This window comes from Janthinobacterium sp. GW821-FHT03C08 (assembly GCF_059420905.1).
This window is the reverse complement of record NZ_JBWKUP010000003.1, coordinates 136,087-160,825: the sequence shown is the minus strand read 5'-3', so window position 1 is coordinate 160,825 and position 24,739 is coordinate 136,087. Positions and strand designations below refer to the sequence as shown.

Sequence of the window (24,739 nt, the reverse complement as noted above, 5' to 3'; positions counted from 1 at the left end):
GATGCCTAGCCCTCCTGCCAGCGCGCCTCGGAAACGCGGACGGCGTTGATTGTCGCTACAGGGCTCACCACGCTGCCCCCTCAAGCTCCACATTTCCGATGTGGTACAAGCAGGCGACGCTGGCTACCGGATTAGCGCTAAGAACACCTATCAAAACCTGCTGCGCGTCGTAATTTGCGGTCTGCGATGCTCACTATACCTTCGCACAGTTGCGCATCTTGACCGCAGCTTTCTGCCGCCCGCTCCGGTTTTGTTAGACGTTGTTAGTATATTTTTTCTTCGAGAAGGCGCAACAGATATTGACCATACGCGTTTTTCTTCAAGGGCTGGGCCAACTGTTCCAGTCTTTGCGCGTCGATATAGCCTTTGCGGAAGGCGATTTCCTCAGGGCAAGCCACTTTCAATCCCTGACGGTTTTCAATGGTCGCGATGAATTGCCCCGCTTCCAGCAGCGATTCGTGAGTGCCCGTATCGAGCCAGGCCATGCCACGTCCCATCAACTCGACATTGAGTTGACCTCGTTCCAGATAGGCACGGTTAACATCGGTGATTTCCAGCTCACCGCGTGCTGATGGCGCAATACCTGCGGCTATATCGCATACCTGCTTGTCGTAAAAGTAGAGACCTGTGACAGCATAACTCGATTTTGGCTTCAACGGCTTTTCCTCAATGCTCACGGCACGCCGCTGAGCATCAAAGTCCACCACGCCATAGCGTTCCGGATCATGCACATGATAGGCAAACACGGTGGAACCGCTTATACGCTCCGTGGCGACACGCAACTGCGCTTCAAAATCATGACCATAGTAGATGTTGTCCCCCAGAATCAAGGCCGATGGCGCATCACCGACAAATTCGCGGCCAATGATGAATGCCTGTGCCAAGCCATCCGGAGAAGGCTGCACGGCGTAGCTGAGCGTGATGCCCCATTGACTGCCATCGCCCAGCAATTCCTTGAAGCGTGGCGTATCCTGTGGTGTCGAAATAATCAGGATCTCGCGTATGCCAGCCAGCATCAAGGTGGTCAGCGGATAGTAAATCATCGGCTTGTCATACACCGGCAGCAGCTGCTTCGACACCGCCATAGTAACCGGATACAGGCGCGTGCCGGAACCACCGGCCAGGATGATACCCTTGCGTTCAATTGTCACACCCATCAGTTTTGCTCCTTGACAGTCGCACGTTCCGCGTAATTCTTTTCCACCCACGTCAGATAATCGCCCGACTGCACATCACGTACCCATGCCTGATTGTCCAGATACCACTGAACGGTCTTGCGGATTCCGGTCTCGAATGTCTCGGCCGGTTTCCAGCCCAGTTCGCGCTCGATCTTGCGCGCATCGATGGCATAGCGGCGATCATGACCAGGGCGATCCTGCACATAGATAATTTGTTCACGATAGCTGCCAGACGCCTTAGGATCCAGCGAGTCCAGAATATCGCACAAAGTATGCACGACTTCCAGGTTGGCCTTTTCATTCCAGCCGCCCACGTTATACACCTCGCCCGGACGACCTGCTTGCAGCACACGGCGAATTGCAGAACAATGATCACCCACATACAACCAGTCACGCACTTGCATGCCATCGCCATAGATAGGCAACGTTTTTCCGGCGCGGGCATTGCTTATGACGAGAGGGATCAGTTTTTCCGGGAAATGGAAGGCGCCATAGTTGTTCGAGCAATTCGTCGTGAGCACCGGCATGCCATAAGTATGAAAATAGGCGCGCACCAGGTGATCGGAGGCCGCCTTGGACGCAGAATAGGGGCTGTTTGGCGCATAAGGCGTCGTTTCCGTGAACGGTGGATCTTGCGGTCCCAGCGTGCCATAGACTTCGTCGGTCGAAACATGCAGGAAACGGAAACCATCGCGAGCGGCGCCGGCCAGACCAGACCAGTAGGCGCGTGCCGCTTCAAGCAGGCTGAACGTACCATTGACGTTGGTGGAAATAAATTCCCCCGGGCTATGGATGGAACGATCGACATGGCTTTCTGCAGCAAAATGCACGATCGCGCGCGGCTGATGCTCCGCCAGCAAGCGCGCAATATGTGCTGTATCGCAAATATCACCGCGCACAAAAATATAACGTGGATCTTGCGCAAGGCTTGCCAAATTGCTGAGGTTACCAGCATAGGTCAGTTTGTCGAAATTAATGATGGGTTCATCACTAAGTGCCAACCAGTCGCGTACAAAATTAGAGCCGATGAAACCGGCACCGCCAGTAACTAAGATCATATCATTGCCTTTTTATTACGTATTTAAAGTCGTTGCTAAGTTTGTTTTCGCCTGCACGGAACAGCGCTAACACACTTAAAAAAATATCACTATATTAATATTTTATTTCCATTCCGCATCACTTGCCGTCTGACTGACAGTGCGGCAGCACCACCCGCGCAGGCAATCCAGCCGCTGCGCAACTTGAGCGACGCCTGCTCCGGGAACACTTAATCTGACAAATAGATATTCTCCATGCCAAAAAACGCCCCCAATAAATAGGCAGGTCCTTGCGCAAATAGCCTGCTCGGCAAATGATTGCCTGGCCGATGTTTTTATGGCAAAAAAACTCGGGCAATGCAGCAATGCGACCCGCCTTAACGTCCTGTCCCGGCAGGTATAAGCACCAGCCCGCTATGGCGCTCCTCAGAAGCGTAGCTCCATTGCCGACTCGCAAACGTCCTGCTCGCACCATGTCCACGCTACTGGTGACTGGCCGCAAAATCCATCCCGATCAACACAGACGCCTAGTATTTACTTTGCCAGGTCACACTAATTTCCTTCGGCCCCGGATTGATCGACAGGCCCGACTTGCTTTGGTCACGCTGGGCGTGCCACAGCCAGCTGCCCATAGCATACCCAACGATGCCACCGGCAACCGTATCAGAAACCCAGTGCTTGCGGCCAAACACCCGTCCTGCGGAACCGACAGCGGCAACGCTATACAGCCACGGGGCATCATATTCCTTGGCGAACGGCGTCACTGCGGCAAAGCCGATCGCCGCATGCGCCGAAGGTAACGAGGAATTCGAACGAGAATTGCCCCCCCCGACGCTGGTCCATGGACCACGATCCTCATCAGGGCGTGCGCGGCCGAACGCATATTTTCCCGCTACGGCAATACCCGTTGCCGCCGCGATCGATTGCATGGAAATCAATCCCGTATTTTGCATACGGTCATCGCCGAGGGCAAACGCGGCAGCTGCTGCGCCCACGGTTGCATATGGCATGGCCTTGCCCAGCTTGTCCCAATTGCGGAACGCAGCGGCATCCTGATGTTTCTTCACGAATCGGTCAACGGGCTTGTCGGCCAGCGCCGAGGCCACCACCACACCACCGATCAGTGCCGTGGCCTTGACCCACTCGGCCGGCTGCGGCATAGCTGACGAAGACTGCTCCAGACGCGCGCGCATGGCTGGCCATGGGCTGACAAAAGGCTTGTCCGGGGGATTGACGGCTGGCAGGTTCTGTTCGTCCCGGCGTTCGGCAAAGTTGCCCAGGCCATCATAACTGTGCATGTCGGCTCGCGGGCGCTCGAACATGTCGTACAGGTCGCCAGGCGATGCCACCATCTGGCCCACATCGCGCGTCCATGGCGAGATGGCAAAGCCGGCGGTCGACTGCGTATCCATCGGCAGCATGCTGTTCAGCGGCACGGACAGGAAAACGCCGCGATCCTGGTATGGCTTCGCTGGTGTGCCCGGGTTGGTAATATCGTTGCCGTTCGTATGCGTGTACCAGGCACCCACCTCAATGCCGGACTGGAAGCGACGCTTGAATTCCATGCGCACGCCCGTGTCTTTCGCCAGGAAGCGACCGACACGTGCCGTGACGGTAATATCGTGCGGCAAGCGGTAATGCAAGGAGCCAATTGCCGTCACCGTCTTGTAGTCGAGGGAATCGAGCAAGCCCTTGTAGCCGCGCTGTTGCAAAGCATCAACGGCCAAGTCGGCCGCCCAGCGGCTATCTTTCGGCAGGTACAGCACCTGGCCGCCAACGCCGCGGAACATATCTTCATACAGGCCGGCCGACAGGCGGGTATACACGCGTTCGGCAGGATTGTCGTATTTGTTCAGCAAGACGCGACTCAGCGAGAAACGCCCGCCGCGCAAATACTCCGCCACATCGGTACGCACATGGGGCAAATTGCTGTTCGATGGCTGCTTAACGCCCGACACCGTTTCCAGCAGTTGCAGGCTGGCGGCGCTATTGAGGTACAAGCCGTCGCTCAGACGGCGATCATAATTGGCGACTGCCGAGATCGAATAGCGGAAAGCGCCGCTCGGATCATTGAAGAAGAAGCCCACCTTCGGCGCAATCTTGAAGCGGTTCGCTTCCCGGTCCAGCGACTTGATCTGTACCACGTCGCCATCCAGGCCAACGCCGACTGCCAGCTTGCCATCATCCTTGACCACATCTGCCGCCTTGGCGGATGCCGGCACAGGTGCGGAAGCGGCCGGCGCAGGCGCCGATACTGATGGCGCAACGACAGCAGGCGTAACGGCCGACGCAGGCGCGACAGCGAGTATCGGTACTGGCGCCGGTGTGACGGCAACTACCGGCGCAGGCTTGTCGAGAAACTCTTGCAACCAGCCTTGCTGATCATCCCGGATAACATCGCTCTTTTCCGGATAGCGCAACAGAACGACGTCGAGGAAAGCCTGACGGTCGATCTTGCCAGCCAAATAGTCGTTCAGTTTCGGCAAATCGAAAAATTCGTAGGTGGCAATCGGCTGGTCCAGCTTGGTATACGTGATGCGCAGGGTTGTCACGCCCTTGGGCATAAAGGCGACGGCAGTGCGCGCCGCGCGGCCCACAGCGCGGCCCATGTTCGAAATACGGCTATTGGTCAGGCTCAGGCTGAAGACATTACCCTTTTGCTCGACACGGATGTTCTTGTAGTCCTGCTTCACGAGGGCATTGACCAGGTCGGCGCCATAACCAGGGTCACGGTGCCAGTCTTCCTTGCTTGGCAATGGTGGCGGATTCTTGTCGTCCACAAAATAGGCAGGTTCGAACACCTTGGGAACAAACTCGCGCTCGCCAAACGGGATGCTGACAAAGGCGTTCAGACTGAACTGATCCCGGCTGCGCGCCGCCTGCAGGGCAAGCCAACCCCAGCGGTATTCAAGGCCCACGGATGCCCCCTTCCCCCGCTTGCCGGCATTGGTTTCGCTGGCGCGGTAATCACGCTGGTACTGCGTCGTGTCATACTCGGCAACCACAGACCAGCGCGGCAATGCCGTCGGCGTCCAGCGCGCGCCAGCAAACAGGCCGTCCGGTCGCTTGCGGGCATAACCCAGGCTCGCTTCGATGTTCTTGCTCGCACCAAAAGTCTTGGTGGCGACGACATACTGTCCCTTGAACAGCTCCGTGCCGAACATATCCGTCATGCCGACAGCCACCGACGGTAGCCATTCCGACTCCGTCCACAAGCGTAATTTGCCGTCGACGACTTTATCCTTGTAACGGCCGTAGCCACTGCCATATTCACCGGGCACATTGGTAAAACCAGGAATGCCGGAGATTGATACGTAACGTCCCGTCATTTGCAGGAAAGGCAGAATATTTGACGTGGCCCATAACTGGCCATACGGACTATCGTAGCTGTAACCGACGCTGAAAGTACCGTCCGTTTCCACCACGGCGCTGGGCATGTTGATATAACCCGATTGACCGCCATGGTTCGGCGTGGCCGCAAGCGCTGAAGGCGCGCCCAACACCAGACAACCACACCACGTATAATTAATTGATTTTCTGAGTACGCTTAACAAATCCGGCTACCTAAAATATCCTGCACTTGGAATTCTGACAATGCATTCAGAAAATCAACGAGCCTGAGGGGACGTGAATACAACGAAAATAGGCCAACCTGCGGGCATTTTGTAATGCCATGCATTGGTTCGCCACTAAAAACGGGCATTCCCAGCCGACCGATTAACCAGGACGTCTGGAATTTATGTCGCAGGATTTTAACATTGTTTTCTTGTAGCAAATGCTTAACTTGTCTGCCTTGCGATACACCTGGCAGCCAGGTGCCAGCAGTGCCTGTGGCTTTGCTGAGTACGAGGCAATCACTTCAAGCTGCCGAAAACCTTACCGATAATCTTGCTGCCATACGCAAGCGGATCGCTGCGAATCGCTTTTTCTTCTTCCCCGATCATCAGGTACAGGCCATCGAGCGCGCGGTCGGTCACGTAGCCTTCCACGGTCGATTGCTGCTGCGGCACCAGTCCCGATTTGCCGATCTGGCTCATGGTGCTGTTGTACTTGCTGGCGAGGCCGGAACGGTCCGTGACGGACTTCACGATGGGCAGGAACTTGACGGCCAGCGGTGCCGAGGTCTTCTGGCGGAAAAAGTCAGTCACCGAGGTGTCGCCACCCGACAGGATATTCTTGGCGTCCGTGACACTCATCGATTTCACCGCGTCGAGCAGCAAAGGCTTGGCCAGGGGCACGGCCGATTCGGCGGCACGGTTCATCGACACCACCAGGTCATCCAGTTGCTGCCCGCGTCCCGTCATTTTCAGCAAGGGCTTGGCTTGCTCGAGGATGCCGGGCAGCTTGATCTTCACCTTGTCATTGTTCAAGAAACCATTTTCGACGCCCAACTTCGCCACGGCGGCGGCCGAGCCGGCCTCCAGCGCCGCCTTCAGGCCGCTGCTGGCCTCCTGATTGGTCAGGGATGCCAGGGGATTGGCCGCCCCGGCGGCGGACGATAGCAGCGCCAGAGCACACACGACGGCAACTGGGCGGCGGGAGAGGGAGGTCAGGCGCATATTCTTCCTTTGTTTAAATCCAGCAAGGCACGGGGCGATTTTGCTTGCCTAGCATAGCAAAACGCCGGCGACGACAGCGACTTTTCTCGCGGCAAAATCGTCCCCTCCCCAGTGCGGGGGAGTGCAAGATACAGCAAATCCTGTTGTATTCACGCACGTTTGACTTGCCATCCCCACGTGGGAAGCAGGCAGATATGGCTATGAAGACGCCCTCTGCGGTGGAGGAAACGCATAACCATATCCACATATATTCGTTCGTCAAAGTTGACACTCTGGCTACGCTCTGGGCCTGTCTTCATTTCTATCAAGGAACGGCTCATGAGCAGTAGCAAGCGACAAATGCGGTTGGGGGCATTTTTGCAGGGTGTCGGGCATCACATCGCCGCCTGGCGCCATCCCGACGTCGACCCGGCCGAAGCAACGCGCCTGGAACCGTTGAAGCATCTGGCGCGCGTGGCAGAGCGGGGCAAGTTCGACGCCATCTTCTTTGCCGACACGGTAGGCTTTCCCGAGGGCCCGCCCGCGCTGCTGGCACGCGCTGCCCTGCCGTATTATTTTGAACCGCTGACCCTGCTGGCCGCCTTGTCCGGCGCCACCGAGCATATCGGCCTGGTGGCCACCACTTCCGTCACCTATCTGCACCCGTTTCACCTGGCGCGCAAGTTCGCCTCGCTCGACCATATCAGCGGCGGACGCGCCGGCTGGAACCTGGTTACCTCGGGCACGGACTGGGAAGCAAAAAGTTTCGGCCTGTCCGCGCAAGTGCCGCACACGGAGCGCTACCAGCGCGCGCGCGAATACGTCGATGTCGTCAAGGGACTGTGGGACAGCTTGGGCGACGATCCCTATCTGTTCGACCAGGCCAGCGGCAATTTCTTCGATCCGGCCAAGCTGAAAGTCCTCGAGCACGAAGGCAAGTACTTCAAGTTGCGCGGCGCCCTGCAATCGCAGCGCCCCGTGCAAGGCTATCCCGTGCTGGTGCAGGCCGGCTCCAGCGAGGATGGCCAGGAATTGGCGGCCGCCACCGCCGAACTGGTGTTTACGGCACAGCAGACCCTGGCCGGCGCGCAGGCCTTTTACAGCGGCCTGAAAGCCCGCCTGGCGCAGCACGGCCGCAGCAACGACGAGCTGCTGATCCTGCCCGGCGTCATGCCCATCATCGGCGCCACCGAGGAAGAGGCCAAGGCCCGCTACGACCAGTTGCAGGAGTTGATCGACCCCGTCATCGGCCTGGGTCTGCTGTCGGGACTGACGGGCGTCGACCTGAGTAAATATCCGCTCGATGAACCGTTCCCTGAACTGCCTCTGGGCGAAGGCTGGCAAAGCCGCGTGCAGCTGTTCATCGACATGGCAAAAAAGGACAAGCTGACCCTGCGCCAGGTCTACCAGCGCGCCGCCGGCGCACGCGGCCACCGCGTGATCTGGGGCACGCCGTCCTCCATCGCCGACCAGTTGCAGGAATGGTTCGAGAACGGCGCCGCCGACGGCTTCAACATCCTCGCGCCCACCTTCCCGCATGGCCTGGAAGCGTTCGTCGACCTGGTGATTCCGGAACTGCAAAGGCGCGGCCTGTTCCGCACCGAGTACAGCGGCCATACCCTGCGCGATCACCTGGGCCTGGCCCGTCCGCTGGGACTGGCAGCATGAGCGCCGCCGCCCTGCCCGCGACGCCGCCAGCGCCAGCTTCCTCCCCTGCCGCCACGCCTGCGAACGATTACCTGTTCGGCCGGCGCCGCACGGTGCAGACTTTCAGCCTGTTGTGCCTATTGATGGTGTTCGACTTCGCCGACCGCATGATCCTTGCCGCGCTGATCCCATCCATCAAGGCCGAGTGGCACATCACGGATGCCACGGCCGGCATGCTCAGCTCCATCCTGACCCTGGGCATGGTGCTGTGCGCGTTTCCCGCCTCGATCGCCATCGAGCGCTGGAGCCGCGTCAAGACGGCCAGCATCATGGGCGTCATCTGGAGCCTGGCGTCGGCGGCCGGCGGCCTGGCGGGCAGCGTCACGCAGCTGGCCGCCAGCCGCGCCCTGGTGGGGGCGGGCGAGGCAGGCTACGCACCCGTCGCCTACACCTGGATCAGCGCCGCCTTTCCCAAGCGCCGGCGCCAGCTGGCCCTCGGTCTGTTCTCCTCCGCGCAGCCGATCGGCATGGCGCTGGGCGTGGCGCTGGGCGGCTATGTTGCCACGCACTACGGCTGGCGCCACGCGCTGGGCATCATGGCCCTGCCAGGCCTGCTGATCGCCCTGTGGCTGTACCGCGGCCAGGACTACCAGACCGTCAGCGTGCGCGACACCGCCGCCAAGTCCCCTGGCGAGCCGGCATTGCGCGGCCGCCTGGCCGTCATCGCCGGCACGCCCTCGCTGGTGTTCGCCTACCTGAGCGCCGCCATGGGCACCCTGCAATGGGTACCGGCCGTGTTCTTCCTGCCCACCTACCTGAACCGCTTCCACGACATCCCGGTGCAGCAGGCGTCCTTCATGACCAGCGGCGTGATGCTGCTGTCGATCGTCGGCGTGCCGCTCGGTGGCTGGGTCATGGACCACTACAACCGCCGCAATGAACTGGCCAAGTTGCTGTTCCCCATCGCCGCCTCGCTGGCCGCCACCGCCATGCTGGGCAGCGCCTTCGGCATCGCGCACGCCCTGGCATGGCAGTACGGCCTCGTGATCGCGGGCGCCTTTGTCGTCTCGGCCGCCGGCACGGGACCGCTGGCGATGACTCAGGAACTCGTGCATCCCGCCTTCCGTCCTTTTTCCGCCACCTGCGCCGTCGTCACCCTGCATTTGCTCGGCTCCGTGCCAGGGCCCGTGCTGGCGGGCCTGCTGTCGAACCGCTTCGGCCTCAATGATGCCCTGCTGGTCCTGGCGCTGGCCGGCGGCGCGCTGCAGCTGGCCACCTTGCTGCTGGCGCTGCGCTACTACCGGCGCGACCTGGGCAAAGTGGCACAGCACCAGTTGCAGCCCTTGTAAAAAACACCGATCATCACGCTAACAACAGGCTTAACGATGTCCAAGAAAATCCATCCCCTCACACTGACTTCCGGCGCCCTGCTGGTCGCCGCCGTCTTCGGGCCCCTCGGCGCTGCGCGTGCCGATGATGCGCCAGCCGCCAACACCCCCGTCTTGCAGGACGGCGGCGAGGTGCAAAGCATCACCGTCACGGCGCGCCGGCGCCAGGAAAAGGCGCAGGATGTGCCGGCGCCGATTACCGTCGTCAGCGGCGCCCAGCTCGAAGCCCAGGGACTCTACCAGGTGCAGGACTTGCAGCAGGCGCTGCCCAACGTCACCTCGCAATTCCTGCATGCGCGCCAGTCCAGCGTGGCCGTGCGCGGCATCGGCAACAACACGGCCAACGAAGGCCTGGAAGGCAGCGTCGGCATTTACCTCGACAACGTCTTCCTGGGCCGTCCCGGCCAGGCCGTGTTCGACCTGCTGGACCTGGAGCAGGTCGACCTGCTGCGCGGCCCGCAAGGCACGCTGTTCGGCAAGAACACCACGGCCGGCGTGCTCAATATCAGCACGCGCCTGCCCACCTTCGAGCGCGAAGGCCACCTGGAAGTGTCGCTGGGCCAGCGCGGCTACCGCCAGTTCAAGGGAGGGTACTCGGGTCCCGTCAGCGACACGGTGGCTGTGCGCATCGCTGCCTACGACACGCACGACGATGGCTGGCTGAAGAACCTGCAGGACAATCGCCGCTTCAATGAAATCAACCGCAAGGGCGTGCGCGCGCAGGCGCTGATCAAGCCGGGCCAAAATTTCAGCCTGCGCCTGATCGCCGAGCACAATGAAGAAGATTCCAGCACCGGCACCCTGGTGCCGTACGCCTACGGCCCCCTGAACCGGGGCGCGGCCGGCGGCAGCCTGCCGACCAACGCCACCAACTACGGCCTGTGGCTGCAAGCCAAGGGCGCGACCAAAGTCATTTTCAATCCCTACGACTACAACGTCAGCATCGACGAGGAGCAGCAGGCCAAGGTGCGGCAAAACGCCGTCTCGGCGGAAGCGAACTGGAAGCTCGGCAGCGGCGCCGATAGCTATGCGCTGACGTCGATCACGGCCTGGCGCGACTGGCGTTTCGAGCCGAAGAACGACCTCGATTCCAGCGATTTGAAAGCATTGACCGGCGGCTTCAGCACCAGCGAGCACCAGTTCTCGCAAGAGCTGCGCCTCGCCTCGCCGACGGGAAAATCCTACGACTATGTGCTGGGCGCCTACTTCTATCACCAGAAGACGGCCAGCTATAACCACTACGACACGGGGCCGCTGGCGTCCGCCGTCTCGGGCGGCGGCTACCCGAACAACAATCTGATGTCGGGCAATGGCGAAGCGCAGACGGACAGCTACGCCGTTTTCGGCCAGGAAACCTGGCATCTCGCGCCCAGGCTGGACCTGAGCGCGGGCCTGCGCCTGAATTCCGAACGCAAGCAGGGCCGCGTCGTGCAAAACGCGCTGGGCAATCCGTCGCCGTACACGGCTTATCCGATCTTCGCTTTCTGGGACTCCGGCACATTGCGCCGCACCGACAAGAACGTGGCCAGCCTGCTCAATGCCAGCTACCGCCTGGAACGCGATGTGCTGACCTATGCCACCCTGTCGCAGGGCGAAAAATCGGGCGGCTACAACGTCAACGGCGTCGCCTCCGTCGGCTCGGCCTTTGGCGTGCAGTCCATCGTCATCGAACCGGAAAAGGCGCGCAACCTGGATGTGGGCATCAAGACGGCGTGGCTGGACAGCCGCCTCACCGTCAACGCGAATGTCTTCATCACCAAGGTCAAGGATTACCAGGGCGTGACGAACGTGCCGTATGCGCCGCTGGCCAGTTACATCGGCGTGCTGACGAACATCGGCGACCTGACCAGCAAGGGCTTCGAATTCGACGCGCGCGCGCGTCTGTCGCGCCAGCTGGAACTGGCCGTGAATGGCGCCTACACCAGCGCCACCTTCGACAATGGCACGGGACCGACGCCGTTCGAAACCTTCAATGACCTGGGCAATCCGCTCAATCCCCTGCAAGGCTACGGCAAGGGCAGCCGCGGCATCGCCGGCAACCGCGTCAACGGCGCGCCAAAATGGATCTTGAATACCAGCGTGCAGTGGCGCCAGAAACTCGGTGCGCAAGTGGAGCAGTATGCGAATGCCAACCTGGCGCTGCGTTCGGACAGCTTCGGCGACATCAACAACTCGCGCTACTCGCGCCTGCCCGGCTATGGCCTGGCCAACGCCAGTATGGGCTGGCGCGTGGGCCAGGGCGACGCGCGCTGGGATTTCTCGCTGTGGGCGCGCAACCTGTTCGACAAGCGCTACTTCCTCGGCTTGACGGGCGTGGGGACGAATGCCTATGCGGCGTCGGCAGGCCAGCCGCGCACGGTGGGCGCCAGCGCGCGCTACGACTTTTAATGGGCGCTAATCGGCCAGCGCTGCCAGGCGCTGGCGCACCTGGATCAGATCTGTTTCACGCATGCGCGCCGCCGTCTGGCGCAGCGATTTTTCCGCACCGGCCACGCCGGCCGCCGCCGCCATCGACAGCCAGATATACGCCTGCTGCAAGTCGAGCGGGCTACCCTGGCCGCTGGCGGCCATCAGGCCCAAGTTGAACTGGGCCCGCGCATGGCCCTGGCGCGCGGCCAGCGCATACCAGTCCCAGGCGGCGGCATAGTCCTGCGGTACGTCCTGGCCATTGTCATGCCGCAGGCCCAGCGCGAACTGCGCCAGGCTGTGGCCCTGCGCGGCGGCGCGGCAATAGCAGGCGCAGGCCTGCTGGCTGTCGGGCGCCGGACCATCGTCGCGGTCGTGCAACACGCCCTGCATGTATTGCGCGGGCGCGTAATCCTGCTCTGCGGCGCGACGGTACCATTCCAGCGCCAGCGCCAGATCCTGCGGCACGCCCTGGCCATTTTCGTGACGCAGGCCCAGGTCGAACTGCGCCCGCACGTGGCCCTGTTCGGCCGCCTTGCGGTACCAGTACACGGCTTGCTGCGCATCCTCCGGCATGCCCTGGCCATGTTCGTACAACCGTCCCAGCTGATACTGGGCGGCGGGAAAACCCTGTTCCGCCGCCTGGCGGTAGCACGCCTGCGCCTGCGCGTAATCGTGCGCGCCATGCTCATGGTGCAAGCCCAGGTTGTGCTGGGCCGCCGCATGGCCAAGTCCTGCCGCCTTCACGTACCAGTCCAGGGCCGCCTGTTTATCGCAGGGTACGCCCTGGCCATTGTCATAGATTAGGCCCAGGTTGAACTGTGAGCTGGCATGGCCCTGCTCGGCCGCGCGCCGGTACCAGGCAATCGCCTGCTGGCTATCCTGCGGCAGCACGTCGCCATTTTCATAGCGCAGCGCCAGGTTGAACTGGGCCGGCGCATAGCCCTGCTCGGCCGCCTTGCGCATCCACGCCGTGGCCTGCTGGCGGTCCTGGCGCACGCCCTGTCCATTGTCATAGCGCAGGCCCAGGTTGTACTGCGCGCGCGCATAGCCCTGCTCTGCGGCCTTGCGGTACCAATTGATGGCTTGCACGAAATCCTGCGGCACGCCCTTGCCATTGTCGTACATCATACCCAGGTTACTCTGCGCACCCGCGTCGCCCTGTTCCGCCGCGCGGCTGAACCACAGCATGGCCTGGCCGCTGTCCTGCGCGATGCCCTGGCCCTTGGCATACAGCCAACCCAGGTTGTACTGCGCCGCCGCGTAGCCCTGCTCTGCCGCCTGCTGGTACCAGTGCGCCGCCCGGACGAAATCCTGCGCCACGCCCTGGCCCTTCTGGCACATCACGCCCAGGTTGTATTGCGCATGTTCGAGTCCCTGTGCCGCCGCCAGGCCATACCAGTGCAGGGCTAGCGCATAACTTTGCTCGGCACCCTGGCCGTTGAAATGCATGAAGCCCAGGCTGTGCTGGGCATTTGCATTGCCTTTCTCGGCCAGGCCCTTCAGGCGCAGGTAGTCAGCCGTGTAATGAACAGCCGTGTAACGGGGATCGGCAAGCGGCACGGTCACGCCTCGATAGCCCGCGTCTGCGGCAGCACGGGGGCGGCATCGGCGATCAGGCGGTTCTGCTCCTGCAGCACGGCGATGAAGCTGCCCAGCGAGATGGGGCGGTGGTACAGATAGCCCTGCATCGTGGTGCAGCCCTTGTCCTGCAGGTAGCGCGCCTGGCCTTCCGTCTCCACGCCTTCGGCGATCAGGTGCAGGCCCAGCCCGCGCGCGATCGAGATGATGGCCAGGATGACGGGATAGTGTCCGTGCTCGTCGTGGATTTCCTTCACAAACGACTGGTCGATCTTGATCGTGTGGATGGGGAAGCGGTGCAGATACGACAGCGAGGAATAGCCGGTGCCGAAATCGTCAATGGCCACCGACACGCCCAGCTGGCACAGCTTGTTCAACTGCTCGATCGCATACTGCGGATTGCGGATGCAGATGTTTTCCGTGATCTCCACTTCGATCTTTTCCGGCGCGATGCCGTAGCGCGTCAGCGCGCCGCGCATCTTCTCGAAGAAGTCGCCACGGTCCAGGTACTGCGGCGACAGATTCAGCGACAGGCGCACGGCTTCGCCGCCGGCCGCGTTCCACTGCAGCAGGTCGCGGCACAGGGCGCCCAGCATCCAGTCCGAGATCGGCAGCATCAGGCCGTTTTCCTCGGCAAACGGCAGGAATTCGCCGGCCGTCAGCAAGCCGCGCTGCGGGTGGTTCCAGCGCATCAGGCCTTCGGCGCCGACGATGCGGCCCGTCGTCACGTCCACCTGCGGCTGGTAATACATCTCCAGCTGGTTCAGTTCCAGCGCCTTGCGCAGGCTCTGCTCGAGCGCGATCTTCTGGTGCGACACATCGAGCATGGACTCGTGATAAAAACTGTGGCCGTTCTTGCCCAGCGCCTTGACCTGATACATGGCGATGTCGGCATGGCGCAGCAGCTCGTCGATGGTTTCGCCATCGCCCGGATAGATGGCGATGCCGATGGACGCGGAAATGTGCACCTGGTTGCCATCGAGGTCGAAGGGCTGGTGCAGGCATTCGAGGAATTTGTCGGCGATCAGGCGCGCATCCTGGCGGTCGCGCAGCTCCGGCAGCACGATGGTGAATTCGTCGCCGCCCTGGCGCGCCAGGGTATCGCCGCGGCGCAGGCAATCCTTCAGGCGCAGTGCCACCTGCTGCAGCAGCTCGTCGCCCTTCACGTGGCCGAGCGTGTCGTTGACCAGCTTGAAGCGGTCCAGGTCGATGAACATCACGGCCAGTTCCGTCAGCTTGCGGCGCGCCTGGATCACGGCCAGGCCCAGGCGGTCCTTGAACAGCATGCGGTTCGGCAGGTCCGTCAGGATGTCGTGATAGGCCTGGTAAGAGATCACTTCCTCGGCGCGCTTGCGGTCGGTGATGTCGCGCGCCACGCCGTACGTGCCGAAATATTCCTGCTTCCTCGCCTCGTGATCGAGGCTGTGCATGCCGATCGAATTGAGTGGAATCGTCATCAGGGTATTGTTGAAAGTACGGTCGCTGCCGCTGCCGCTATGGCACTTCAGGCGCAGTTCCACATTGCGCGAGGCGCGATCGTCGAGACGGCGTTCATTGAAGGCGTAGCGTGCCCGCTCCTGGTCTTCATCGTGCACGAGGATGGAATAGTGGCTGCCAAGCAGTTCTTCGCGGCTAAAGCCCAGCAACTGGTGCACGCGATCGTTGATGAAGGTGATGCGGCCTTCGTGGTTCAAGGTATAGATGATGTCGGGCGAGCTGTCGACCAGGTAGCGGTACATCTTTTCCGAGTTTTCCAGCTGCAGCGCGATGCGCTCGTTTTCCAGCGCCAGCTTGCGCTTTTGCAGCGCGTTCTCCACCGTCTTGAGCAATTCCTCGCGGCTGTAAGGCTTGCGCAGATAATCGTAGGCGCCCCGTTTCAGCGCGCCGATGGCCGCCTCGATGCCGACATCGCCGCTCATGACGATCACGTCGCCCTCGATGCCGCGCCGGTTGATGTGGTCCATGATTTCATGGCCGCTCATGTCGGGCAGGCGCAGGTCCAGCAGGATCAGGTCGAAGCGCAGTTTCGACAATTGCGCCAGCGCCTCGCTGCCGCAGGTGGCCGTGTAGAGCTGGTAGCCGCGGTCCTTCAGCAGCTCGTGCAAGGAGGCGAGCAGCCGGGGTTCATCGTCGACCAGCAGGATACGCGGACTATTTTCCAGGTCAAACGGAGTAGCGAAGGAATTCATGGACGTTACAAGGATAGAGCGGTGTTACCGGGCGCGGGCAGCGCGGCGGAAGCGGCGGCAGCGCCCTGCGGCTGGGGAATGGGCAGCAGGATTTCAAACGACGTGCCGGACTTGCTGCTGCGGCAGCCGATCGCGCCATGCAGGCGGGTGACCAGTTCATGCACGATGGACAGGCCCAGGCCATGATGCGCACCCTCCTTGCTGCTGCGCACGGGCGAAAACAGGTTGGCCAGCACTTCGGGCGCCAGGCCGGCGCCGTTGTCGCTGACGCACAGTTCCAGGTACAGGCGCCGGTCGCGGTTGACGTGACCACGGTTTATCACTTCGATGCGCCCGCCATCGGGCAAGGCTTCGACGGCATTTTTCAGCAGGTTGAGCAGGATCTGCTTGAGCGTGTCGGCATCGGCCTCCACTTCGCTGGGCGCATCGTGCATGCGCGTGACCACCTCGACCTTCGCCGGCAGGAATTCCGTGGCGCGGAACAGCCGCAGCACGTCATCGACCACGCGCGCACTATCGGTGACGCCACCCGCCGCCACCGGCTGCAGGTCGGCCAGGCCGTTGATCAACTGGCCGACCCTGTCGATTTCCTCGTTCAGGATAGCCATCTCGCCCGTCACGGGTTCCTGCTTCTCCAGCTTGTGATCGAGCACGCTCAGGTAATTCTTGATGATGGACAGCGGGTTATTCACTTCATGCACCACGCGGCGCGACGCTTCGCGGTACTCCTCGGCCACGTGATCGAGCTGGCGCCGCGCCAGGCCACGCGCGCTGATCGCCGTTTCCAGCGCGCTGGCGGCCTGGTTGCCAAAGGCGCGCAGGAATCCTTCGCGCTTCTGGCAGGCAGGAATCTGCCACGCTGCCACGCTGCCTATCAGCACGCCCAGGCTGCGCTGGCCGGCCACCAGAGGCAGGCACACGAGGCTGTCCGTGCCGAGGATGCGGAACAGCTGTTCCTCGACGATGCCCAGCGCCGGCATGTCGCGTTTCAAAAAAGCCAGTTGGCACTCCAGCGCCGACGCGGCCAGCGGGCCGCCCTTGGCCAGCGGGATGGAAAAGCCGGCCAGGCGCTGCTGCTGCTCACCCGCCGCCACGCCAACCAGCGCATGGCCAGTGGGGTTCTGCAGCAGGATGACGGTGGTCTCGAAATCGAACAGGATGCGCGCCGAACGCGTGACGGCTTCCAGCAGATGGGTCTCGCCCTGCTGGCGGGCGAAGGTCTGCCCCACTTCGGAAACGAGGACCATGTTGCGAACTTCGTCGGACAGGCGCTGCTGCACCGGATCGACGGGCGGTGGCGCGAACGCCGGCGGCACGGCGATTTCGTCGGCACCGGACAGGTCGATGCCCAGGTGCTGCGCGGCCTGTTCCACCTGGCGCGCGACCTTGCCGATCAGCGACTCCAGCACTTCTTCATCCAGCGCGCACAGGCGCGCCGCCTGCGTGATCGATTCAGCGTCGTCGGCATGGCAGCACAGCAGATGCGCCAGGCGCACGATGCGGATCAGGGGGTGGCTCGCTTCCAGGCGCGCCAGCGGTTCATGGTGATACAGCACGCTGTCGGCCAGGAAGGAATCGAGGTGCCAGCGTTCGATCAGCCAGGCGCCCGCTTCGGCATGCGTGATCTGCAAGGTGCGCTGCTCCACCGCGCACAGGGCAGCGTCGTCGCGCGCCGTGAAATTGTAGGCATATTCCTTGGGCGCCGTGGCCAGCAGGGCCAGGCGGCCCACGTTGTGCAACAGGCCCGCCAGATAGGCTTCTTCCGCGTGCGGATAAGCCATGGCCTTGGCCAGCGCGCGCGCCATGACGGCGGCCGACAGCGAACTTTTCCAGAAGGCGCGCAAATCCGTGCTGCCGGAATGCGGGAAGCTGTTAAAGGTCTGGAACACGGATTCGCTGATGACCAGGGTCTTGATCATGTCCGTGCCCAGCGACACGAGCGATTGCTCCAGGCTGACGACCTTGCCCTGGCGATGGTAGGCGGAGCTGTTGGCCACGCCGAGTATCTTGCTGGTCATGCCCGCATCCTTGGCGATCAGGGCGGCCAGTTCCGGCATGCCGGCATCGTCGGCCTGCAGGTGGGCGATCAGCTTGATGAGAATCTGCGGCATGGCCGGCAGGCGGGCAATCAGCAGGCGATTGCGAATATCTTGATCAGATTGATGCATCGTATCAGGCATTGCCGGTTCGATAAGGAAGAGCGCTTAGCAGCGAAGCGCGGCCACGTTCAGAGGAATCCTCCACTCCTGTAACCCAAAAATAAACTGCCTGAGAGGATGCCGGGAAAAAAGTCATCTTATCATAAGCGCCGCATATTACTTGCAATATAGAAAATTAAGTTGAAATAAATCCAGCGTTCCGCAGTGGAAACTTATCGCTTCAACGGTCCCAGCAAACGGTGGCGGAAGCGGCGCGAAATCAGCCATAGGGCCAGCGCCAGGCCCGTAAACGCCAGTTGGCCCGATGCCAGCCACAGCACGGAGCCGGACAGCAGCGGCGAAATCACGCCGGCTACCACCGCGCCCAGCAGGGTGCTGGCGAACGACTGGCACGAGGCGACCGTGCCGCGGATATGCGGGAACAGGTCCAGCGCCAGCAAGGTCGCGCCCGGCCCCACCAGCGACATGCCGAAGGTATAGAAGAACAGGGGCAGCACCGACCATGGCAAGGATGGCGGCAGGAACAGGTGGAACACGACATTGACGCTGGCGGCGCACAGCAGGAAGGTAAAGCCGATGCCGATCTGGCGCGCGAACGTGACCTTGCCGGCGATGCGATTGGCCGCCGCGGCGCCGAGGAAGATGCCGCTCACGCAGGGGATGAACAGCCAGCCGAACTGCGACGGCCCCAGGCCCAGCTGCTTGGGCAGCATTTCGGGCGCGGCCGTGATGAACAGGAACAGGCCCGCGAAATTGAGCGCGACGATGCCGGCCTTGATGTGGAACAGGGGCGAGCGCAGGATCTGGCCATAGCTCGATGCCAGGAAGCGGGGATTGAAGGGCTGGCGCTTGGCCAAAGGCAGCGTCTCGGGCAAGCGCCAGTAACAGAAGGCCAGCAGGACCAAGGTATAAAAAGCGAGGAACAGGAAAATCGAGCGCCAGTCGAACCAGATGACGATCCAGCCGCCCAGGATGGGTGCCACGGCCGGGGCGATGGAAAAGATCATCGTCACCAGCGACAGCAGGCGCGCCGCCGCCGCATCCGAGTACAGGTCGCGGATGATGGCGCGGCTGATCACCACGCCGGCACCGGCCGAAACGCCCTGCATGATGCGGAAGAACCACAGGTAATGCACCGTGTGCGCCGAAGCGCAGCCCAGCGAGCCGATGGAGAACATCAGCAGAGAGACAAGAATGACGTTGCGCCGGCCGAAGGTATCCGAGATCGCGCCATGCCACAGCACCATGCCGGCAAAGGCCAGCATGTAGAACGTCAGCGACTGCTGCACTTCCAGCGGCGAAGCCTGCAGCGAACCCTGGATCGCGCCGAACGCGGGCAGGTAGGTGTCGATCGACAAAGGCCCCAGCATCGACAGGCCGGCCAGCATCATCGCCAGCGCACCGCGGCTCAGGGGCGCCATGTGGCTGGGAGTGGGCGGCGGAACAGGCGTGACCGGGTCTGGCGGCACATCGGCCGGGGGGGTGGGAAACATGGCGGGTCCAAAGTGGCGCGCGGACCGGTTGCGGTCCGCGCGAGGTACTGCGTTACTACAAACGTCTACAGACTCCAAAATAGCTGATAAAACCGTCGCGAGCGGAAGGGAGAGGTGGCCGAGAAGCGCAGCCGTACACCAGTACGGCGAGCATCACAGGCCGCCTCTCCCGACGCGCAGCAGGTTTGATCAGTTATTTTTTGGTTTGGCTTCTTCGCGGCGGTTATATCCTGCCACCATATCGAAGCGGAACAGACGGCATTCCAGCGCGCCGTTGAAGAATGGCGTCTTGCGCGCTTCCTTCAATCGCAGCAGCTTGGGCAGGCCCAGGTCGGCCGTGAAGAGGAACACGGTCCAGCCGGCGAAGCGCTGTTTCAGGGTCGTGCCCATGGCCGAGTAGAAGGACGTCGACAATTCATCTTCCGGGATGGTGCTGTCGCCGCGCACGCCGATACGCTCGCCGTACGGCGGGTTGGTCAGCATGATGCCCGGCACGTCGCTTGGCGGCTTGACTTCCTGCGCTTCGATCTGTTTCAGCGGCACCTCGAAGCGCACGCCGGCGCAACGCAGGTTGTGGCGCGTCATGGCCACCATGTCGCCCGAAATGTCGCTGCCGAAGATGGTCGGCTCGGCCGGCAGCGGATTGGCCTTGATGGCGTTCTTCATGGCATTCCACGGCGCCGGATCGAAGTCGTGGAAATTTTCAAACGCGAACTGGCGCGCAGCGCCCGGCGGAATCCCCTGCAGCATCTGCGCCGCTTCTGCCAGGATGGTGCCGGAACCGCACATCGGGTCGAACAGCACCATGCCCGGCTTCCAGCCCGACACGCGCAGCAGGCCGGCGGCCAGGTTTTCGCGCAGCGGCGCGTCGCCCGTCTCTTCGCGCCAGCCGCGCTTGAACAGGGCTTCACCCGAGGTGTCGAGGTAGACGGTGAACGTGTGCGCATCGAGGAAGCCGACGATGCGCATGTCCGGCGTCTTGGTGTTGACGGATGGGCGCTCATTGAACTGGTCGCGGAAGCGGTCGCAGATCGCATCCTTGATCTTCAGGGTGGTGAATTCCAGGCTGCGCAGCGGCGACTTGACGGCCGTGACGTCGACGCGGATGGTGTGGTGCACGCCGAACCAGTCCTCCCATGGCTGCGCCAGGGTCAGGTCATAGATATCGTTTTCCGTCTTGTAGCCGGAATGGGCCATGCGCATCAACACGCGCGAGGCGATGCGCGAATGCAGGTTGATGCGGTAGGAATCGAGCAGGTCGCCCGAGCAGTGCACGCCGCCCGGCACCTGGTTGTGGACCTTCATGGTCGCACTATCCTGTGCGATCTCGCCCAGTTCTTCGGCCAGCGCCGCTTCCATGCCGCGCGGGCATGGGCAAAAATATGAAGCCATAATGAGGATACCTTTTATCCGTTGTAGTGAACACCCGCAGACACCTGCTGCGCGTTACGGCGCTCGCCCGGCGATGCTCGCCGTACCTTCGTACGACTGCGCTTCTCGAACAAGCGGCGATCCGCTCGCGACGGTGCTTGCGGGTGTCGTTACTTTTACTGCATTAAAAAACTACTCTGTTAAAACTACTGCTGACTTACTTCACTGCCAGCCGACATGCGCCGCTGACTGAGCTGGTCGGATTACGCGCCAGGCGCTAATCCGATCTACATCCTGCTTTTTTGTTTACGACTTCTCCAGCGCCCGCTCGACAAAATCGAGCCTGTCCTGGCCCCAGTAGCCATCGCCGTCGACGATGTACCACGGCGAGCCGAAGACGGAAGCGGCGGTAGCCGCTTCCGTGTTGGCGTCGTATTCCGCATGCACGCTGGCTGTTTCCGACGTCTTCAGCAACTGGCGGCCCTCGAAGCCCGCGTCAAGCGCAATCTGCACCAGCGTCTCTTCGTCGCCGATATTGCGCTCTTCCGCCCACAGGCCGCGCATGATGGCGTGGGCCAGGTTCAGCGACGCTTCCACGCCATGCGCCAGGCGGGTGGCGATGATCAGCTTGGCCGCCGCTTCCGGCGAGACGGGGAAAAACTTCGGCTGCAGATTCAGTGGCACTTGCAGGAAGGCCGACCAGCGCGCCAGTTCGGCCAGCCGATACGCCTGGCGCTGCGGCGCGCGCTTGGCCAACGGCAGGCCGCCCGAGACGCTGAAGACCTTTCCCAGGTCGAAGGGCCGCACGTCGATCTGCGCACCCGTCTTCGCGGCGATGGCCATCAGGCGCGCGTGGCCCAGGTAGGTCCATGGCGAATGGGGCGCAAAGAAATACTGCACGACTTTATTCTGTTGAGCACTCATCTCGTCTCCTTAGAAAGGCTTGACCACGACCAGCACGACGACGGCCAGCAGCATCACCACCGGCACTTCGTTGAAATAGCGGAACCAGGTGTGGCTACGCTTGTTGAGGCCTTTTTCGAACTTGCGCAGGATGGCGCCGCAGGCGTGGTGGTAGCCGAGCAGCAGCACCACGAAGGTGAGCTTGGCATGCATCCAGCCCGGCATCTTCATGCGCCCTTCGCCACCGCCGTACAGCATCCACATCAGCGCCAGTCCCAGCACCATGGCCGGCAGCGCCAGCAGGGACATGAAGCGGTACAGCTTGCGCGCCATCAGCAGCAGCCGCTCCGTGGCCACCGTTTCCGTCTCCATCGCCAGGTTCACGAAGATGCGCGGCAAATAGAACAGGCCAGCAAACCAGGACATGACGAAGATGATGTGGAAGGCTTTGGTCCAGAGAAAGAGCATGGGATTCCCAGTGTCAGAGGTGGAAAAAATGAGAGCGCGGGCCGCCTTGTGGGCGGCCCGCGAAAGAGACTATTTGCGGACTTCGCCGTGGCCAAAGACCACGTATTTGAGCGAGGTCAGGCCTTCCAGTCCTACGGGGCCGCGCGCATGCAGCTTGTCGTTCGAGATGCCGATTTCAGCGCCCAGGCCATATTCGAAACCGTCGGCAAAACGCGTCGAGGCGTTTACCATCACGGAGGCGGAATCGACTTCGCGCAGGAAGCGCAGCGCATCGCTGTAGTCTTCCGTGATGATGGACTCCGTGTGCTTGGACGAATACCGGTTGATGTGGTCCATCGCTTCGTCAATGCCGTCGACGACCTTCACCGACAGGATGGCCGCCAGGTACTCGGTGGACCAGTCTTCCTCGGTGGCGGGCACCAGGTGCGGGTAGGCAGCGGCGGCCAGAATGGCATGGCTTTCCGCATCGGCGCGCAATTCCACCTGCTTGGTCAGGTACAGTTCGGCCAGCTGCGGCAGCACGACAGGCGCGATGGCGCGCGACACCAGCAGGGTCTCCATGGTGTTGCAGGTGCCGTAGCGGTGGCACTTGGCATTGAAGCCGATGTCCAGCGCCTTCCTGATGTCGGCCTTGGCGTCGATGTAGACGTGGCAGATGCCGTCGAGGTGCTTGATCATCGGCACGGTGGCCTCGTTCATCAGGCGCGCGATCAGTCCCTTGCCGCCGCGCGGCACGATGACGTCCACGTACTGCGGCATGGTGATGAGGGCGCCGACGGCGGCGCGGTCGGTCGTGTCGATGACTTGCACGGCATCGGCCGGCAAGCCGGCGCCGGCAAGCCCTTCCTGCACCAGCTTGGCCAGCGCGCGGTTGCAATGGATGGCTTCCGAGCCGCCGCGCAAAATCGTCGCGTTGCCGCTCTTGATGCACAGGCCGGCCGCGTCCACCGTCACGTTCGGACGCGCCTCATAGATGATGCCGATGACGCCCAGCGGCACGCGCATCTGCCCCACCTGGATGCCCGTCGGTCGGAATTTCATGTTCGAGATCTCGCCGATCGGGTCGGCCAAGGACACGATCTGCGTCAAGCCTTCCACCATGGTGGCGATGGCCGCGTCGGACAAGGTCAGGCGGTCAAGCATGGCCGGCGCCAGGCCGGCGGCGGCAGCCGCGTCGAGGTCGCGCTGGTTGGCCGCGCGCAGCAGGTCCGCATCGCGCACGATGGCCGCGGCTATCAGGGTCAGGGCGCGGTTGCGCGTGGCGCTGTCGGCACGCGCCATGGCGCGCGAGGCGGCGCGCGCGCGGGTGCCCACGTCCTGCATATATTCGGTGATATCCATGCTCGTATCCATAAAAGTTAACCTCTGGCGATCTTCAGGCCCAGCTGCAGCATCGCATCCCAGGCATCGCCTGCGTAGCCCTTGGCACGCAGGCCCTTGATCATCTTGTCCACCTGCGCCGCCTGCTGCAGCGCCGCTTCCAGCACGGGCAGCGAAATGCGCCGCAGGGCCGGCTCCATCATGCGCTCGCGCGGTCCCCAGATGCGGTATTCCTTCAGCAGCGCGCCCAGCGGACGCCCTTGCGCCATACCGGCCTTCAATTTTAACAGCGTGCGGATTTCCTCGGAGACGGCCCACAAGACCAGCGGCAGCGCCTCGCCCTCGCCTTTCAAGCCTTCCAGCATGCGCACCAGGCGGGCCGGGTCGCCGGCCAGCATGGCTTCGGACAGCTTGAAGACATCGTAGCGGGCCACGTTCAGCACCGCGTCCTGCACTTGCTCGTACGTGAGCTTGCCCGCTTCATGCAGCAGGCCCAGTTTCTGGATTTCCTGGTGCGCCGCCAGCAAATTTCCCTCCACCCTTTCGGCGATGAAGTCGATGCTGGCACGCTCGGCGCTTTGTCCCTGCGCCGCCAGGCGCTGGGAGATCCAGGCGGGCAGCTGCGCCCGTTCCACGTTCGGAATCTCGATATACACGGCCGCCTGCTGCAGGCTGGCGACCCAGGCCGCCTTCTGCGTGGCCCAGTCCAGCTTGGGCAAGGTAATCAGGGTCAGGTTGTCCGGGCTGAGATTTTTCGCATAGCTTTGCAGCGCCGCGCCGCCATCCTTGCCCGGCTTGCCGGTGGGGATGCGCAGTTCGATCAGCTTCTTGTCACCGAACAGCGACAGCTCCTGGTTGGCCGCCAGCAGCTCGCCCCACTTGAAGCTGCGCTCCACCGTCAGCACGTCGCGCTCGGAATATCCCTGCGCGCGCGCCGCGCGGCGGATCTTGTCGGCCGCTTCCAGCGCCAGCAGGTGCTCGTCGCTGGTGATCACATACAGCTGCGCCAGCGGCTTGGCCACATGTCCATCGAGCGCGTCTATCCGCAATTGCATGACGTC

At 62.3% G+C, this 24,739-nt stretch carries 16 protein-coding genes; 3 read left to right on the top strand and 13 right to left on the bottom strand.

Annotation, left to right across the window (positions count from 1 at the left end; translation table 11 throughout):
- Positions 1-263: 263 nt before the first annotated feature.
- From rfbA to AC07VL_RS05150, 4 genes are all read right to left on the bottom strand, one after another.
- The gene (gene rfbA / locus AC07VL_RS05165; protein ID WP_494804884.1) at positions 264-1,157 is read right to left on the bottom strand and encodes a glucose-1-phosphate thymidylyltransferase RfbA; all 894 of its coding nucleotides are present in this window, start codon (positions 1,155-1,157) and stop codon (positions 264-266) included.
- Positions 1,157-2,236 carry a dTDP-glucose 4,6-dehydratase gene (gene rfbB / locus AC07VL_RS05160; RefSeq protein WP_494804883.1) on the bottom strand — a complete coding sequence of 360 codons (1,080 nt, stop codon included), beginning with the start codon at positions 2,234-2,236 and terminating at the stop codon, positions 1,157-1,159. Before rfbB ends, rfbA begins: the two co-directional genes overlap by 1 nt.
- Positions 2,237-2,742: 506 nt before the next feature.
- Positions 2,743-5,769, bottom strand: coding sequence for a YjbH domain-containing protein (locus AC07VL_RS05155; RefSeq protein ID WP_494804882.1), 3,027 nt, complete (start codon positions 5,767-5,769; stop codon positions 2,743-2,745).
- A 300-nt stretch (positions 5,770-6,069) separates the two neighbouring features.
- Positions 6,070-6,774, bottom strand: a complete 705-nt coding sequence (locus AC07VL_RS05150; RefSeq protein WP_494804881.1) for a DUF4197 domain-containing protein — start codon at positions 6,772-6,774, stop codon at positions 6,070-6,072.
- Between the two features lie 318 nt (positions 6,775-7,092).
- Between AC07VL_RS05150 and AC07VL_RS05145 the strand changes: the two genes are divergently transcribed.
- Genes AC07VL_RS05145 through AC07VL_RS05135 form a run of 3 tightly spaced genes read left to right on the top strand, consistent with a single transcriptional unit; the run spans position 7,093 to position 12,176 of the window.
- Positions 7,093-8,421, top strand: coding sequence for an LLM class flavin-dependent oxidoreductase (locus tag AC07VL_RS05145; protein ID WP_494804880.1), 1,329 nt, complete (start codon positions 7,093-7,095; stop codon positions 8,419-8,421).
- Entirely contained in the window at positions 8,418-9,749 is a 1,332-nt protein-coding gene (locus AC07VL_RS05140) for an MFS transporter (RefSeq protein ID WP_494804879.1), read from the top strand. The genes AC07VL_RS05145 and AC07VL_RS05140 overlap by 4 nt, the downstream gene beginning before the upstream one ends.
- A 36-nt stretch (positions 9,750-9,785) precedes the next feature.
- Positions 9,786-12,176: a TonB-dependent receptor gene (locus tag AC07VL_RS05135; RefSeq protein WP_494804878.1), complete on the top strand. Its 2,391-nt coding sequence runs from the start codon at positions 9,786-9,788 to the stop codon at positions 12,174-12,176.
- Between the two features lie 6 nt (positions 12,177-12,182).
- Here AC07VL_RS05135 and AC07VL_RS05130 read toward each other — a convergent pair whose 3' ends face one another.
- The 9 genes from AC07VL_RS05130 to holA form a co-directional block, all read right to left on the bottom strand.
- Positions 12,183-13,757 carry an SEL1-like repeat protein gene (locus AC07VL_RS05130; protein ID WP_494804877.1) on the bottom strand — a complete coding sequence of 525 codons (1,575 nt, stop codon included), beginning with the start codon at positions 13,755-13,757 and terminating at the stop codon, positions 12,183-12,185.
- Between the two features lie 2 nt (positions 13,758-13,759).
- The gene (locus AC07VL_RS05125; protein ID WP_494804876.1) at positions 13,760-15,964 is read right to left on the bottom strand and encodes an EAL domain-containing response regulator; all 2,205 of its coding nucleotides are present in this window, start codon (positions 15,962-15,964) and stop codon (positions 13,760-13,762) included.
- Between the two features lie 5 nt (positions 15,965-15,969).
- Positions 15,970-18,132, bottom strand: a complete 2,163-nt coding sequence (locus AC07VL_RS05120; protein ID WP_494804875.1) for an HDOD domain-containing protein — start codon at positions 18,130-18,132, stop codon at positions 15,970-15,972.
- Positions 18,133-18,335: 203 nt separating this feature from the next.
- The gene (locus AC07VL_RS05115; RefSeq protein WP_290599931.1) at positions 18,336-19,616 is read right to left on the bottom strand and encodes a multidrug effflux MFS transporter; all 1,281 of its coding nucleotides are present in this window, start codon (positions 19,614-19,616) and stop codon (positions 18,336-18,338) included.
- Between the two features lie 189 nt (positions 19,617-19,805).
- Positions 19,806-21,008, bottom strand: coding sequence for a THUMP domain-containing class I SAM-dependent RNA methyltransferase (locus tag AC07VL_RS05110; protein WP_494804874.1), 1,203 nt, complete (start codon positions 21,006-21,008; stop codon positions 19,806-19,808).
- A gap of 285 nt (positions 21,009-21,293) precedes the next feature.
- Entirely contained in the window at positions 21,294-21,911 is a 618-nt protein-coding gene (locus AC07VL_RS05105; RefSeq protein WP_494804873.1) for a 2-hydroxychromene-2-carboxylate isomerase, read from the bottom strand.
- A 9-nt stretch (positions 21,912-21,920) separates the two neighbouring features.
- The gene (locus tag AC07VL_RS05100) at positions 21,921-22,358 is read right to left on the bottom strand and encodes a CopD family protein (protein WP_494804872.1); all 438 of its coding nucleotides are present in this window, start codon (positions 22,356-22,358) and stop codon (positions 21,921-21,923) included.
- 69 nt (positions 22,359-22,427) lie between these two features.
- Entirely contained in the window at positions 22,428-23,699 is a 1,272-nt protein-coding gene (locus tag AC07VL_RS05095) for a glutamate-5-semialdehyde dehydrogenase (RefSeq protein WP_494804871.1), read from the bottom strand.
- A gap of 17 nt (positions 23,700-23,716) precedes the next feature.
- A complete protein-coding gene (gene holA, locus AC07VL_RS05090) occupies positions 23,717-24,733 on the bottom strand; it encodes a DNA polymerase III subunit delta (protein ID WP_494804870.1) in 1,017 nt (338 codons plus the stop codon).
- Positions 24,734-24,739 lie beyond the last annotated feature (6 nt).